General features: G+C 72.7%; 13 protein-coding genes. 5 read left to right on the forward strand and 8 right to left on the reverse strand.

From position 1 onward, the window contains the following. The first annotated feature begins 122 nt into the window (after positions 1-122). Entirely contained in the window at positions 123-1,547 is a 1,425-nt protein-coding gene (locus PV342_RS27240) for a selenium-binding protein SBP56-related protein (protein WP_500318977.1), read from the forward strand. A gap of 201 nt (positions 1,548-1,748) precedes the next feature. Here the strand turns inward: PV342_RS27240 and PV342_RS27245 are convergent, their stop codons facing one another. From PV342_RS27245 to PV342_RS27270, 6 genes are all read right to left on the reverse strand, one after another. Continuing rightward, positions 1,749-2,333 carry a TetR/AcrR family transcriptional regulator gene (locus PV342_RS27245; protein WP_400797683.1) on the reverse strand — a complete coding sequence of 195 codons (585 nt, stop codon included), beginning with the start codon at positions 2,331-2,333 and terminating at the stop codon, positions 1,749-1,751. Positions 2,334-2,461: 128 nt separating this feature from the next. Beyond that, on the reverse strand, positions 2,462-3,610 hold the full coding sequence (locus tag PV342_RS27250; RefSeq protein ID WP_329185744.1) for a C40 family peptidase: 1,149 nt from the start codon (positions 3,608-3,610) through the stop codon (positions 2,462-2,464). Positions 3,611-3,736: 126 nt separating this feature from the next. Continuing rightward, the gene (locus tag PV342_RS27255; protein WP_500318980.1) at positions 3,737-5,332 is read right to left on the reverse strand and encodes a chitinase; all 1,596 of its coding nucleotides are present in this window, start codon (positions 5,330-5,332) and stop codon (positions 3,737-3,739) included. Between the two features lie 159 nt (positions 5,333-5,491). Continuing rightward, complete coding sequence (locus PV342_RS27260; protein ID WP_018563602.1) at positions 5,492-5,758, reverse strand: DUF8847 domain-containing protein; 267 nt, start codon at positions 5,756-5,758, stop codon at positions 5,492-5,494. A gap of 34 nt (positions 5,759-5,792) precedes the next feature. Beyond that, positions 5,793-6,545, reverse strand: a complete 753-nt coding sequence (locus tag PV342_RS27265; protein ID WP_361001477.1) for a TetR/AcrR family transcriptional regulator — start codon at positions 6,543-6,545, stop codon at positions 5,793-5,795. Positions 6,546-6,575: 30 nt separating this feature from the next. Next, on the reverse strand, positions 6,576-7,478 hold the full coding sequence (locus tag PV342_RS27270; protein ID WP_089225175.1) for an AurF N-oxygenase family protein: 903 nt from the start codon (positions 7,476-7,478) through the stop codon (positions 6,576-6,578). Positions 7,479-7,530: 52 nt separating this feature from the next. On the opposite strand from PV342_RS27270, the gene PV342_RS27275 reads away from it, so the two are divergent. Next, complete coding sequence (locus PV342_RS27275; RefSeq protein WP_018563599.1) at positions 7,531-8,613, forward strand: ferritin-like domain-containing protein; 1,083 nt, start codon at positions 7,531-7,533, stop codon at positions 8,611-8,613. 18 nt (positions 8,614-8,631) lie between these two features. Here PV342_RS27275 and PV342_RS27280 read toward each other — a convergent pair whose 3' ends face one another. Next, positions 8,632-10,095, reverse strand: coding sequence for a penicillin-binding transpeptidase domain-containing protein (locus tag PV342_RS27280; protein ID WP_500318983.1), 1,464 nt, complete (start codon positions 10,093-10,095; stop codon positions 8,632-8,634). Further along, the gene (locus PV342_RS27285; protein WP_386997739.1) at positions 10,092-11,501 is read right to left on the reverse strand and encodes an FtsW/RodA/SpoVE family cell cycle protein; all 1,410 of its coding nucleotides are present in this window, start codon (positions 11,499-11,501) and stop codon (positions 10,092-10,094) included. Before PV342_RS27285 ends, PV342_RS27280 begins: the two co-directional genes overlap by 4 nt. An 87-nt stretch (positions 11,502-11,588) precedes the next feature. On the opposite strand from PV342_RS27285, the gene PV342_RS27290 reads away from it, so the two are divergent. The 3 genes from PV342_RS27290 (at position 11,589) to PV342_RS27300 (ending at position 14,313) form a co-directional block, all read left to right on the forward strand. Beyond that, positions 11,589-12,284, forward strand: a complete 696-nt coding sequence (locus PV342_RS27290; RefSeq protein ID WP_400805623.1) for a pentapeptide repeat-containing protein — start codon at positions 11,589-11,591, stop codon at positions 12,282-12,284. Positions 12,285-12,354: 70 nt separating this feature from the next. Further along, positions 12,355-12,942 (forward strand): pyridoxamine 5'-phosphate oxidase family protein, encoded by a 588-nt coding sequence (locus PV342_RS27295; protein ID WP_500318984.1) that lies wholly within the window; start codon positions 12,355-12,357, stop codon positions 12,940-12,942. Positions 12,943-13,077: 135 nt separating this feature from the next. Further along, positions 13,078-14,313: a transglycosylase family protein gene (locus PV342_RS27300; RefSeq protein WP_400805625.1), complete on the forward strand. Its 1,236-nt coding sequence runs from the start codon at positions 13,078-13,080 to the stop codon at positions 14,311-14,313. Positions 14,314-14,382 lie beyond the last annotated feature (69 nt).

Below are 14,382 nucleotides of genomic sequence, written 5' to 3' on the forward strand. Positions count from 1 at the left end.
GTGAAACGCTCGTCGTACGGGACATCCGTCCGTTTTCCGCACACGGATCCCGTGCGGGTGGGCCCGGCCGTCCGCCGCGCGAGGCCCCTGGCCCGGGCTCCCGTACGGGAGAGGGAACGGCCATGACGACGACCGAGCACGACCGCGACGGCCACCTGGACCCCACCCTGTACCGCACCCCGGCGGACGCGGTCGCCGCGCCACCGGAGAGGCTCGCCTACGTCGCCGGGTTCGACCCGGCGGGCGAGCGCCCGGACGCGCTGTTCACCGTCGACACCGACCCGGGGTCCCCGGCCTACGGCCGGGTGGCCGCCCGGGTCGAGCTGCCCGACCGGGGCAACGAACTGCACCACTTCGGCTGGAACGCCTGCTCCAGCGCGCTGGCCCACCCCGGCCACCACCACGCCGCGCGGCGCTACCTCATCGTGCCGGGACTGCGTTCCTCCCGGCTGCACGTCCTGGACACCGTCCCCGATCCGGCCCGCCCGCGCCTGGTCAAGGTGGTCGAGGCCGGGGAACTGGCCGCCAGGGCCGGCTACTCGCGGCCGCACACCCTCCACTGCGGTCCCGACGGGGTCTTCCTGTCCTGCCTGGGCGGCGCCGACGGCGAGGACGGGCCCGGCGGCGTCGCGCTGCTGGACCACGAGACCTTCGACGTGCTGCGCGCCTGGGAGACCGAGCGCGGACCGCAGCGGCTCGCCTACGACGTCTGGTGGCACCTGCGGCAGAACATCGCCGTGACCAGCGAATGGGGCAGCCCCTCGATGATCGAGGACGGGCTCGTCCCCGAACTGCTGCTGGACCGCCGCTACGGGCACGCGGTGCATTTCTGGGACCTGGAGACCGGCCGCCACCTGCAGCGCGTCGACCTGGGCGACCGGAACCAGATGGTGCTGGAGCTGCGTCCCTCCCACGACCCCGAGGCGACCTGGGGGTTCGTGAACACCGTCGTCGACGTCGAGGACCTGTCGGCCTCGGTGTGGCTGTGGACCCGGGAGGGCGGGGAGTTCACGGTCCGCAAGGTGATCACCCTGCCCGCCGAGCCCGCCCGGGCGGAGGACCTGCCCCCGGCGCTGCGGCCGTTCGGCGCGGTGCCGCCGCTGATCACCGACATCGTCCTGTCGGTGGACGACCGGTGGCTGTACGTGTCCGCGTGGGGGACCGGCGACCTCCTCCAGTACGACGTGCGCGACCCGCTCCGCCCGAGCCTGACCGCGTCCGTGCGGCTGGGCGGCATCGCCGGCCGGGGGACCCGTCCCGAGGAGCCGGACGTCCCGCTGAGCGGCGGATCGCAGATGGTCGAGCTCAGCCGCGACGGACGACGCGTGTACGTGACGAACTCCCTGTACGCCGCCTGGGACGAGCAGTTCTACCCCGAGGGCATCGACCCGTGGATGATCAAGCTCGACGCCGACACCTCGGGCGGCGGGCTCGGTGTCGACGGCGGTTTCTTCCCGCACGGCGCCGACTTCGGGGGACTGCGGGTGCACCAGATCCGCCTGGAGGGCGGCGACGCCTCGTCGGACTCGTACTGCTACCGCCGCTGACCACCGGGCCGCGTCACCCGGCGACGTCGACGACGACCTTGCCCCGGCCCTCGCCGCGCTCGACCACGCCGTGCGCCCCGGCGGCCGTGGCCGGGGTGAAGCGGCGCGGGGCCACGGGACGTCTTCGAACAGACAGGTCTGTTTGACTCGGGTCGAAGGAACGCCCTCGTCCCCGTGTGCGGACGAGGGCGGGGGTCGTGATCAGGCGGTGGGCGGGCAGGCCCGCTCGACCACGGCGCGTGCCGCGGCCTTGGCGGCGGCCGGCATCGCCGGATCCTGTTCGAGCTTGCCCGCGGCCAGGGTGCCGTCCACGAGCAGGGTCAGCTGCAGCGCGAGCCCGTCGGGGTCCGCGGCGCCGGCCGCCTCGGCCAGCCCGCGCACCCACACCCGTACGGCCCGCTTGTGCGCCACGGTCACCTCGTGCGGCAGGCTGCCCGGTTCGCTCTCCGCGGCGGCGTTGATGAACGGGCAGCCGTGGAAGCCGTGGCGCTCGTACGAGGCCGAGACCGCGTCGAACAGGCCGACCAGCTGCTCGCGGGGATCGTCGCCCGCCGCGAGCGCGGCGGCGCGCAGCCTGCCCCGCCAGGAGTCGTCGACCCTGCGCAGGTACGCGGCGGCCAGCTCGTCCTTGGAGGGGAAGTGCACGTACAGGGTGGACTTGGCCACGCCCGACTCGGCGATGATCCGGTCGACGCCCACACCGCGCAGGCCGTGGGCGGCGAACAGCGCCTCGGCCGTGGTCAGTATGCGCTCGCGCGCCGGGGGGCGCTTCGCCGTCGTGGGCATGGTGTTCACCGTGGTCCTCGCCGGGGCCCGGCGGGCCCCTCACGGCAAAACTAACAGACAGGTCTGTCCGAGGCAGGTGGGGCCCCGGTCACCGGGCCGGCTCCCGCGCCTGCGGGGGCGCCGCGGCCTCAGGAGCGCGAGGCGGTGCCGAGCGGGGTCGGGTCGTGGGCCGACTTGGGGGCGACCGGGGAGACGTAGTGCTTCATCGACGGGTCGTCCGCGTCCGGCCGGACGGCGCCCAGGACCGGGTTGGCCGCGATCGGGGAGATCTTGACGACGCCGCCCGGGCGCGGGGCCTGGATGACCATGCCGTTGCCGATGTACATCGCCACGTGGGTCGCGCCGGGGAAGTAGACCACGAGGTCGCCGGGGCGCAGCAGGTTCAGCGGGACGTGCGGCAGCTGCTTCCACTGCTCCTGGCTGGTGCGTGGGATGGTGGTGCCCGCGTGCTCCCAGGCCCGCGAGGTCAGGCCCGAGCAGTCGTACGCCTTCGGGCCCTCGGCGCCCCACACATAGGGCTTGCCGAGTTGGGCGTAGGCGAAGCTCAGCGCCCTGTTGCCGGCCTTCGACGGCGTGAGCGCCGCGCTGCCGAGCCTGCCGGAGCGCAGGAAGGCCGCCTGAGCCTGGTCGATGCCCTGCTGCTCCAGCCTCTGGAGGTCCTCGATCTGGGTGCCGGTCAGACCGGCGAGGATCCGCTCGACGTCGGCGAGCTGCCGCTCGACCTCCTCCTTGGCCTTGTGCTGCTGCTCCTCCAGCTGCTCCGAGTCGTCCAGCGCGTGCTGCTGGGCCCGGTTGAGCGCGGCGATCCGCTTCTCACCGTTCTCCAGCTGGGCGACGAGCTCGGCCTGGCTGCCCGCGGCGCGGTCGAGCATGTGCCCCTGGGTGAAGGCGTCCTGCGGGTTGTTGCTGAGCAGCAGGTTGAGGTAGGGGGAGACGCCGCCGGACTTGTACTGCTCACGGGCCAGCTGCCCGGCCAGGGCGCGGGCGTCGCTGAGCGCGGTGCGCTCCTCGGCGAGCTGGTGGTCGAGGCGGTCGGCCTTGCTCTGGTTCTCCTCGAGTTCGGCCTTGGCCTGGTCGTAGGTCTCGGTGGCCTGTTCGGCCTTGAGGTAGAGGTCCTGCAACTGCTCCAGCAGCACGACGAGCGTCCGGTTGTCCGGCGCCGGGTCGTCGGGAGCGGCGTACGCCTGGGCGGGGATCCCCAGGGCCGCGGCGGCCAGCAGCGCCCCGCAGACGAGTGCCCTGCGCACCCACTCCTTGGGTCGGTGTGCTGCTGACATCCCGTCACCTCCGCCTGTCCCGCCTACACCTGCGGGTAGATCCTTACATGATCGGGTCGGCTGCGACAGAGGGACGGGCCGGAACAAGGGACTCCACGGGCCGTGGAGCCACCCGTTCGTCCGGCGTCAGCCGAAATAGCCGTCGAAGTTCCGCTGGAATTCCCAGTTGCCGAACTTGTCCCAGTTCACCGACCAGGCCATCAGGCCGCGCAGCGCGGGCCAGGTGCCGTGGGTGGTGTAGCCGCCGCAGCCGACCTTCCTCGTGAGGCAGTCCAGCGCCTTGTTCACCTCGGCCGGGCTGGTCCAGCCGTTGCCGGCGTTGCTGCCGGCGGGCAGGCCGATGGCGACCTGCGAGGGGGCCAGCGGCGGGAACACCCGGGAGGTGTCGCCCGCGACCGGGAAGCCGGTCAGCAGCATGTCGGTCATGGCGATGTGGAAGTCGGCGCCGCCCATCTGGTGGTACTGGTTGTCCAGTCCCATGATCGGCCCGGAGTTGTAGTCCTGGACGTGGAGGAGCGTCAGGTCGGCGCGCAGGGCGTGGATCACCGGGAGGTACGCGCCGGCCCGCGGGTCCTGGGCGCCGTTCGGCCCCGGGCCGTAGAACTGGTATCCGAGCTGGACGAAGAAGGTCTCGGGGGCCATGGTCAGTACGAAGGCACTGCCGTACCTGGCCTTGAGGGTCTTCAGCGCGGAGATGAGGTTGACCACGACCGGGGTGGTCGGGTTCCGGAAGTCGGTGTCACCGGCGCCCAGCGAGAGCGAGTGGCCCTCGAAGTCGATGTCCAGGCCGTCCAGTCCCCAGGTGTCGATGATCCTGCTGACGGAACCGACGAAGGCGTCGCGGGCGGCGGTGGTGGTCAGCTGGACCTGGCCGTTCTGGCCGCCGATCGAGATCAGCACCTTCTTGCCCTGCGCCTGCTTGGCCCTGATCGCGGCCTTGAACTCCGCGTCGGACTCCACGGCGGGGCACTCGGCGACCGGGCAGCGGTCGAAGCGGATGTCGCCGGAGGTGGTGGAGGTGGGTTCGCCGAAGGCGAGGTCGATGTAGTCCCAACTCGCCGGGACGTCGGCCATGCGGACGTAGCCGGAGCCGTTGGCGAAGCTGGAGTGCAGATAGCCGACCAGGGCGTGGGAGGACGGCGCCGGATCGGTCGGGGTGGGGGTCGGCGTCGGGTCGGTCGGCGTCGGGTCGGTCGGCGTCGGCGTCGGATCGGTGGGCGTCGGGCTGGGCGTGGGGCCGCCGGGGCCGGTCAGCGACAGGTCGTCGGCGTAGTACGTGGGCTGCGCGTACCAGCCGTGGACGTAGACCGTCGCGCTGGTCTGGTTCGGGCCGGTCGTGAAGCTCACGTTGAGCTGCTGGTAGGCGCCGCCGGTGCCCGGGGTCCAGGTGCCGGCGCCGCCGTCCACGCCGATGTAGACGTAACTCCCCTTGACCTGTGCCGAGAAGGTGTACGCCGTGTTGGGGGCGACGCCCACGGTCTGCTTGCACTGAGCGGTCCCGGTGTCGCCCGGGCTGCCGGCGAGGGCGTGACTGCCGCTCCTCGCCTGCCCGGTGACCACCTGCGTGGTGCCCGGGTCGCAGCTCCAGCCGGACAGGTTGCCCGACTCGAAGCCTCCGTCGGCCAGGAACTCACCGGCGTGCGCCGTGGGGGCGAGGGCGACCAGCCCGCCGAGGACGGCGGTGCAGGCGAGGGTCGCCGTCGCGGCGACGAGGTGTCTCATGGGGGGGGGGGCCGCTCCTTCGGGGACAGGAAGGAGTGCGCATGACAAGTCGCAGCAAACAGGTCTGGACCAATTCTGTCAATGGTCCGGACCATCCCCGCGGCCCGTCACCCGCATCACCCGTCCGGTGGCGGTCGCCCGGGCTACCGCACCGGCGGCTCAGGCCCGCGGTTTCGACCAGGGCCAGCGCGGCTTCTCCGGCCGGTTCCCCTCCGGGTCGTAGACGAAGACCCAGCGCGTACGGCGCTGCGCACGCGCGCCGGGACTGGGCTCGCGATGATAGACGTGCACGACGGGGGGTGCGCCGTCCTCCTGCGGCACCGGTACCTCGTACACCTTCGGGGGCTGCCCGGTGATGCCGGTCAGCACCCCCAGCACGCGGCCGTCCAGCGGCCCTCCGACGAATTCCGTGTCCTCATGCCTCACGGGCTCAGGGTAGGCCCAACGGAGGGGGTCACGTTCAGGAAACGGCAGGTGGGAGCAGATGTGCGACTGCCTGGGCCAGCGGGGTCACCCGGCGGGCCAGGTCCCCGGCGGGGCTGCCGGCGCTCTCCCGCTCCAGTGCGGCGAGGGCGACCCCGGCGGTCTCCTGGTCGGTGGTGGAGCTGACCAGCAGCAGCGCGACGAAGTGGTCCACCAGCCACCTCCGCAGCTCCTGGGCGGGGGGCCGCTTGCCCTCGTCCAGCCAGGTCAGCGAGACCGCCTCGACGCTGGCGATCCAGGAGCGGACCATCATCGCCAGCCGCGGCCCGGGGCGCGGGGCCCCCAGGTGCATCAGGATCTGCTCGGCCGCGCCGCGCCGGACGCCGTCCACGATCGCGTCGGTCCGGCTGGTCTCGGCCACGCTGCCGCCGCGCAGCAGCGCGGAGTACGCCGCGTCGTGCTCGTCCACGAAGGCGAGGTAGCGGTCCAGCGCGTTGGACAGGCGCTGGGTCATCCCGCCCTCCGCGGGCTCGACGAAGCAGGCCCGCAGCTCCTCGGCGGCGTTGCGCATGGCGGCCTCGTACAGCTGCTGCTTCCCGCCGGGGAAGTAGCGGTAGACCAGGGGGCGCGAGACCCCGGCGGCCGCGGCCACGTCGTCGACCGAGACCTCCTCGGGCCTGCGGTGCCCGAAGAGGTCCACCGCGGCGGCGAGCAGCTGGGTACGGCGCTGCTCGACGCTCAGCCGGCGGTAGGCGGGAGCGGCGGGCGCCGGCGTCGAACGGCCGTTCATGGACGCCAGCGTATCCGCCCGCCCGACGGGCTACCCGAGAAGCCCCGAGGTGCGCCACATGCGCCGTACGCCCGGACCCTCGAACATGCCGATCTCGTCCAGGAAGTCCATCAGCTTCCGCGCGGCCTGCCGCATCACGTCCCGGCGGTGCGGGCTGGTGCGGGCCAGCTCGGCGGCGTACCGGGGGTCCAGTCCCACCGAGGCGTAGACCCGCGGGCTGATCAGCGACCGGGCGATCACCCGGGCGGCCTCGGCGGACGACACCCGGGTGAAGGCGATCTCCCAGCGCGGCGCCGAACTCATCTGGCGGCGCAGTTCCTCACGGGCGTACCGGATGTGCCGGGCCTCCTCGACCACGTGGATGCGCGTGACGCCGCGGGTCAGCGGCTGCACGCGCTCGTCCGGGAAGGTCAGCCGCTGCATCCAGTCGAGGATCTCCTCGGCGAGCAGGGTGCCGGTGAAGGAGCCGGGTGTGGTGGAGACCGTCTTCAGCACCCGGCCGAGGTTGTGGTCCAGCCGCGACGGCTTGTACACGGGCGTGCCGAGCCGGGTCACCAGCCGCGCGAACATCTTCGAGTGACGGCACTCGTCGGCGATCTCGGTCAGCGCGTAGCGGACGTGCCCGCTGGTGGGGTCCAGGTCGTAGGAGTGCCGCAGCAGCAGCTGCATGAGGATGATCTCGAACCAGATGCCGATCGAGGCGAGCGACGCCGACTCGTGCCGGCTCAGTTCGATCCGCTGCTCCTCGGACATGTGCTTCCACAGCGGGGTGTCGTACAGGGAGCACAACTCGGGCGGCCAGAACCACTTGCCGTCCTCGAACGGGGCTTTCCAGTCCAGCTCGGTGTCCGGGTCGAAGGAGTGTTTCGCGGAGGCGTCGAGCAGCCGCTCCGCCACTTTCTCACGCGTTGCAAGAGGGGTGCCAGCGGTCATGCTCTTATGAGACTGTGTGTCAGCAAGCCCGTCAAGAGTCGAGGAGACGCCAATGCCGTCGCAGGACAACCTGTGGGAGATCCCGGCCTCCGGAGCCGCCCGCTTCTCCTGGGAGTACGACGACGGGCGCGACCGGCTGCTCGCCCTCTACCAGAAGGGCAAGGACAAGCAGTGGGACGCGGTCACCCGCATCGACTGGGACATCGAGGTCGACCCGTACGACCCGCTCGGCGTGCCGGACCAGAACATGACCGTCTACGGCACGCCCTACTGGGACAAGATGTCCGAGCGGAACAAGCGCGACATGCGCCGCGCCTACGCCTCGTGGCAGTTCAGCCAGTTCCTCCACGGGGAGCAGGGCGCCATGGTCTGCGCCGCCCGCATCGTGGAGTCGGCGCCCGACCTCGACGCCAAGTTCTACTCCGCGACCCAGACGATGGACGAGGCCCGGCACGCCGAGATCTACTCCCGCTTCCTGCGCGAGAAGGTCGGCATGACCTACCCGATCAACGACTCGCTGCAGGCACTGCTCGGCGACACCCTGCGCGACTCCCGCTGGGACATGCCGTACCTGGGCATGCAGGTGCTCATCGAGGGACTGGCGCTGGCCGCCTTCGGCATGCTCCGCGACACCACCGACAAGCCGCTGCCCAAGCAGATCCTCGCCTACGTCATGCAGGACGAGGCCCGGCACGTCGCCTTCGGGCGGATGGCGCTGCGCGACCACTACAAGCAGCTGTCCGACGCCGAACTGCGCGAGCGCGAGGAGTTCGTCATCGAGGGCTGCTACCTCATGCGCGACCGGCTGCGCGGCGCCGAGGTGCTGGAGGACTTCGGCATCCCACGGCAGGAGGCCGAGGAGCTGAGCGAGCGCTCGGAGTACCTGCAGCTCTTCCGCAAGCTGCTGTTCAGCCGCATCGTGCCGTGTGTGAAGGACATCGGGCTGTGGGGCGAGCGGTTGCAGCGCGCCTACGTCGACATGGGCGTCCTGGAGATGGGCGACTCCGACCTGGACCTGCTGATGGCCCAGGACGAGGAGATCGCCGAGAAGCTCGACGCCGAGCGCTTCGCCCAGGAGGAGACCGCACGGGCCGCCGAGGTCGAGGAGGCCATCGCGCTGGGTGCCCAGGACTGACCGGGGCCGCGCACCGGTTCAGGGCCCCAGCACCGCGCGCATCACGGCGCGGGCGACCGGCGCCGCCTTGCCGCCGCCGCTGATGTCGGCGCGGTCCGCGGCGGCGTCCTCCACGACGACGGCGACGGCGACCTCCGCGGGGGCCCCGCGGCTCTGCTTGGCCCAGGAGATGAACCAGGCGAAAGGGTTCCCGCGGTTGTCCTCGCCGTGCTGCGCCGTGCCCGTCTTGCCGCCCACCAGCGCGCCGGGGAGCGCGGCGTTGCGGCCGGTGCCGTGCCGCACCACGGCGACCATCATGTCCTGCATCGCGAACGCCACGGCCGCGTCCATGACCTGCCGGTAGGCCCGTTGCCCGGTGATCTCCAACGGAAGCCCGGCGCTGTCGGTGGTCCGGTCCACCAGGTGCGGGTACATCAGCGTGCCGTCGTTGGCCACGGCCGCGGCGACCATCGCCATCTGCAGCGGGGTGGCCCGGGTGTCGTACTGCCCGATGGACGACAGCGCCAGCTGCGCCAGGTCCATGCGGCGGTCGAAGACGCTGACCGCGGGGTGCGAGGGCACCCCGATGGAGGGGTCGTTGAAGCCGAAGGCCTCGGCCGTCTCGCGCATCGCCCGCAGCCCCACGTCGTCGCCGAGCTTGCCGAAGACGGTGTTGCAGGAGACGACGTACGCGTACCGCAGCGGCGCGTCCTCGCAGCCCGCGGACGCCGACTCGTTGCCCAGCGACGTCGTGGAACCCGGCAGGGGGTAGGGGTCCGGGGAGTCGGTGGGCCTGTCGACGTCGGTGACCACCCCGGAGACCAGCGCCGCGACCGCGGTCACCGTCTTGAAGGTCGAGCCCGGCGGATACGTCTGGCGCAGCGCCCGGTTGAGCATCGGCTGGTCCTCGGCCGTGACGAGCCTGCGCCAGGCGCCGAGCGCCTCCGGGCCGGTGCCCGCGATCGTCCCCGGGTCGTAGGAGGGCGTGCTGACCAGCGCCAGGATCCGGCCGGTCGCCGGGTCGAGGGCGGCGACCGCGCCCTTCTTGTCGCCGAGCGCCTTGTACGCGGCCTTCTGCACGGCCGGGTCGATGGTGGTGCGGACATGGCCGGGGCGCTGCGGCTGCCTGCTGATCGCGTTCCACAGCGGGAGCGCGGACAGGCCGGGGGAGGAGCCGGAGAGGATGTCGTCCTCGGCGCCCTCCAGCAGGGCCGTGCCGTACGTCTGGGAGGAGAAGCCGGTCACCGGGGCGTAGAGCGGGCCGTCGGCGTAGGTGCGGACCCAGTCCAGCTGGGCGCCGGTGGACCGGGAACCGGTCACGGGCCGGCCGCCGACCAGGATGTCGCCGCGCGGCTGCCCGTAACGCTCGATCGGCACCCGCCGGTTGGCGGGATCGGCGTCGTACGCGGGGGCCCGCACCACCTGGATCCGGATGGCGTTCACCAGCAGGGCGACCAGGAGCAGCAGGCACAGCGCCGCGGCCCGGCGGGCGTAGGGGATCACTCGGCGCCCGCCCCGCCGGTGGCCCTGCCGGTGGCGGCCCGGCCGGCGTCCGGGCCGGGCAGCGGACGGCGTGCGGTGTCGCTGAGCAGGATCAGCAGGGCGACGATCACCCAGTTGGTGACGACCGACGAACCGCCCTGGGCCAGGAACGGCATCGCCATCCCGGTCAGCGGGATCAGGTCCGTCACCCCGCCGGCGATCACGAAGACCTGCAGCGCGACGATCGAGGCCAGTCCCACGGCCAGGAGCCTGCCGAACGGCTCCCGGATCGCCAGCCCCGCCCGGTGGCCCCGGGCCACCAGCAGCCCGTACAGCAGGAACAGCGCGGTCAGGCCCGTCAGCCCCAGCTCCTCGCCCGCCGTGGCCAGGATGAAGTCGGACTTGGCCGCGAAGCCGATCAGGATCGAGTGCCCCTCGCCCAGGCCGGTGCCGAGCAGCCCGCCGGCGGAGAACGCGAACAGCGACTGCGCCAGCTGGCCCGGACCCTGGCCGGCCTCGATGCTGGCGAAGGGGTGCAGCCAGTCCGCCACCCGGGAGTGCACATGCGGTTCGAGTGTGCCGACGAGGAAGGCGCCCGCCGCCGACAGCAGCAGCCCGATCGCGATCCAGCCGGTGCGGCCGGAGGCGACGTAGAGCAGGATCACGAAGAGGCCGAAGAACAACAGCGAGGTCCCCAGGTCGCGTTCCACGACCAGCACGCCGAGGCTGATCGTCCAGACCGCCAGCACCGGGCCGAGCACCCGGCCGGTCGGCAGCTGCAGCCGGCGGAACCGCCACACCCGCCGTCCGGCGTACGCGAGCGCGGCGCGGTTGTCCGCGAGGTACGCCGCGAAGAACACCGCCAGCAGCACCTTCGCGAACTCGCCGGGCTGCAGGGACAGGCCCGCGACCCGGATCCAGATCCGCGCGCCGTTCACGGCGGGGAAGCAGCTCGGCGCGATCATCAGCACCAGGGCCGCCACGACGCCGAGGTACGCGTACCGGGCCAGGGTGCGGTAGTCGCGCAGCAGCAGGACGACCGCGGTGAACAGGGCGACGCCCAGCCCCGACCAGATCAGCTGCGCCGGGGCGGCGGCGTCGGCGGTCTCCAGGTCGAGGCGGTAGATCAGGACCAGGCCGAGGCCGTTGAGCAGCACCCCGATCGGCAGCAGCAGCGGGTCGGCGTACGGGGCGCGCAGGCGCACCGCGACATGGGCCACCAGCGCCAGGCCGCCGAGCGCCGCGCCGTAGCCGGCCGCGCCCGGCGGTACCGCGCCGTCGTGCGCCAGGCCGACGGCGCAGTAGCCGTACACCGGGATCAGCACCGCGCCGACCAGCAGCGCCAGCTCGACGCCCCGGCGCCGGGGCAGCCGGACGGCGGGAACGGCGAGGGCCGGCGGCGAGGTCCCGGGGGCGGGGGCGGTCATGGGACGCAACGTAGCAAGACATCCAGGACAAATCGCTCATATTCATCAAGGGTGGCGCTGTCACAGGGGGCCACTAGCGTGGCCGTCATGACCTTCAAGGCACCGCAGTCCCTGTCCGAGCTGCCGTACGCGCGGGCGCTGGAGCCCTTCGACGGGTCCGGGCTCGACGTCGAGGAGCGCTACGACACCGTCCACTTCGACGGCCTCACCCTCGGCGAACAGGACGCCGGCGGTGCGGTCTTCCTGGAGTGCGCGATCACCGACACCGTCCTGGAGGGCGGCAGCCTGCGCCGGGCGCGCTTCAACGAGGTCTGGCTGCAGGGCGACCGCTTCGTCGGCGCCTCGGCCGCCGAGACGAACTGGATGGACGTCACCGCCGACTCCTGCGTGCTCGCCGGGGTCGAGGCCTTCGGCGCGGTGCTGCGGCGGGTGGTCTTCCGGCGTTGCAAGTTCGACTCCGTCAACCTGCGCGCCGCCCGGCTCCACGAGGTCGTCTTCGAGGACTGCGTGCTGCGCGACGTCGACCTCGGCGGCGCCCGTCTGCGGGACGTCTCCTTCCCCGGCACCGCCCTGGAGCGCCTGCGCCTCGGCCGTGCCGAGCTCGACGCCACCGACCTGCGCGGCGCCACCCCCCTCGACCTCGCCGACGGCCACGACTCGCTGCGCGGCGCCGTCATCGGCAGCTCCCAGCTGCTCGACCTGGCCCCGGCGCTCGCCGCCGCGCTGGGCATCGCCGTCCGGGACGGCGAGGACGAGCGCCCGCGCCGTCCCCGGCGGAGCTGACCCGCCCGCGGCCGGGGCGCGGCCGAAAAGGTGCGGCGCGGGCCCGGTCCGGCGCCGCAGAATCACAGGCATGGGAAAGACGTACGAACGCATCGACGGGCGTCTGCGCGCCTTCATCGAGGAGCAGAAGGTCTTCTTCACCGCCACCGCGCCCCTGTCCGGCGACGGGCACGTCAACGTGTCGCCCAAGGGACTCGACGGTTCCTCCGCCCTCCTCGACGACCGCACCTTCGCCTACGCCGACCTCGGGGGCAGCGGCGCCGAGACCATCGCCCACCTGCGGGAGAACGGCCGCATCACCCTGATGTGGTGCGCCTTCACGGGGCCGCCCACCATTGTGCGGGTGCACGGGCGCGGCGAGCCCGTCTTCCGTGACGACCCGCGCTGGGACGGCCTCCTGCCGCACTTCTCCGACGGCATCCGCAAGCGGACCGACCTGCGCGCCGTCATCATCGTCACCGCCGAACGCATCAGCGACAGCTGCGGATTCGCCGTCCCCGCCATGGACTTCCGGGAGGAACGGCCGCTGCACACCCAGCGCTTCGCCCGGGAGACCGAGGAGTCCTTCGGCGACTACTGCGCGGCCAAGCCGTACGTCGCGACCAGCCTCGACGGCCTGCCGGGGCTGCCGCTCCCGCTGCCGCCCCGCACCTCCTGAGGGGCGCGCCCGCACCAACCCGGTTCCCGGGCGCACGGTTTGGGACGACAGAGTCTCAAAAGCACCCTTGCGGCGACAAGATCCCTCTGTCGTACTTGTACGGCCGTGTGTCCGGAACCGAGAGGTGGTCCCCCCATGCCCGTACGGTCCGCGCGCGGTCGCCACCGCAGACCCCAGCCGCCGAGCCGGCTCTCACCGGTGTCCGTCGCCGTCACCGCCGCCTCCGGCGCGGGGCTCGCCCTGCCCTTCATCGCCGCCTCGGGCGCGGGCGCGGCCACGGCCGGCACCTGGGACAAGGTCGCCGCGTGCGAGAGCAGCGGCAAGTGGCACGTCAACACCGGCAACGGCTACTACGGCGGGCTGCAGTTCGCCCAGTCGACGTGGAAGGCGTACGGCGGCACGAAGTTCGCCGCCCGGGCCGACCTGGCGACGAAGGCCGAGCAGATAGCGACAGCCGAACGCGTGCTGGACGGGCAGGGCCCCGGGGCATGGCCCGTCTGCTCACAGCGCGCCGGGCTCACCCGGGGCGGGCAGGAGGCACAGGACCAGCCGCGACGCGAAGCCGGCACCCCGGCGAAGAAGACCGGGAAGAAGGCCGGGAAGGACGCCGGGCGGAACGCGGATCGGAAGCAGAAGCCGGAGACGGACCGCCGGCCCGAGGCGCGGGGCGGGTCCTACACGGTCGTCAGCGGCGACACCCTCTCCGGGATCGCCGACGAGCAGGACGTCCGCGGCGGCTGGCAGCGGCTCTACGCCGTGAACCGCCCGGTCGTCGGAGCCGACCCCGACCTCATCCTTCCCGGGCAGGAACTGTCGGTGCCCGGCGCGAAGCCCGCCGGTTCCTCCAAGCCGTCCAAGCCGTCCAAGCCGTCCACGTCGTCCAAGACCTCGAAGTCATCGAAGCCATCGAAGCCGGCCAAGAGCGCGAAGCCCGCGGAGCGGCGCGCCGCACCCGCCTCCGCTCCGCGGGCGTTCGTGGCGCCGGTCAGCGGAGGGCTCGGCACCCCGTACCACCGCAGCGGATCCCACTGGGCCAGCGGCTACCACACCGGCCAGGACTTCACCGTGGCCACCGGCACCTCCGTCAAGGCGGTCGCCGAGGGCACCGTCGTCGAGGCCGGCTGGGGCGGCGCCTACGGCTACCAGGTGGTGATCCGCCACGACGACGGCATGTACACCCAGTACGGCCACCTGTCCTCGCTGACCGTGCGCGCCGGCCAGTCCGTGGCCGCGGGCCGCCAGATCGGCCGCTCGGGTTCCACGGGCAACACCACCGGACCGCACCTGCACTTCGAGGTGCGCACCGGCGAGGGGTACGGCTCCGACGTCGATCCGGTCGCCTACCTGCGGCGGCACGGGGTCCGGCTCTAGCCGGCAGCGGGACCCGGCCGTCGGGGCCTCGGCGGCACCGGGCGGCCCCGGCGGCACTGGGCGGCCCCG

The organism is Streptomyces sp. PA03-3a, assembly GCF_033792735.1.
GTDB lineage: Bacteria > Actinomycetota > Actinomycetes > Streptomycetales > Streptomycetaceae > Actinacidiphila.

Bases quoted from the DNA above. Each gene is read 5' to 3' on its own strand.
- PV342_RS27240 (WP_500318977.1), top strand. From the start codon at position 123: ATGACGACGACCGAGCACGACCGCGACGGCCACCTGGACCCCACCCTG.
- PV342_RS27245 (WP_400797683.1), bottom strand. From the start codon at position 2,333: ATGCCCACGACGGCGAAGCGCCCCCCGGCGCGCGAGCGCATACTGACC.
- PV342_RS27250 (WP_329185744.1), bottom strand. From the start codon at position 3,610: ATGTCAGCAGCACACCGACCCAAGGAGTGGGTGCGCAGGGCACTCGTC.
- PV342_RS27255 (WP_500318980.1), bottom strand. From the start codon at position 5,332: ATGAGACACCTCGTCGCCGCGACGGCGACCCTCGCCTGCACCGCCGTC.
- PV342_RS27265 (WP_361001477.1), bottom strand. From the start codon at position 6,545: ATGAACGGCCGTTCGACGCCGGCGCCCGCCGCTCCCGCCTACCGCCGG.
- PV342_RS27270 (WP_089225175.1), bottom strand. From the start codon at position 7,478: ATGACCGCTGGCACCCCTCTTGCAACGCGTGAGAAAGTGGCGGAGCGG.
- PV342_RS27275 (WP_018563599.1), top strand. From the start codon at position 7,531: ATGCCGTCGCAGGACAACCTGTGGGAGATCCCGGCCTCCGGAGCCGCC.
- PV342_RS27285 (WP_386997739.1), bottom strand. From the start codon at position 11,501: ATGACCGCCCCCGCCCCCGGGACCTCGCCGCCGGCCCTCGCCGTTCCC.
- PV342_RS27290 (WP_400805623.1), top strand. From the start codon at position 11,589: ATGACCTTCAAGGCACCGCAGTCCCTGTCCGAGCTGCCGTACGCGCGG.
- PV342_RS27295 (WP_500318984.1), top strand. From the start codon at position 12,355: ATGGGAAAGACGTACGAACGCATCGACGGGCGTCTGCGCGCCTTCATC.
- PV342_RS27300 (WP_400805625.1), top strand. From the start codon at position 13,078: ATGCCCGTACGGTCCGCGCGCGGTCGCCACCGCAGACCCCAGCCGCCG.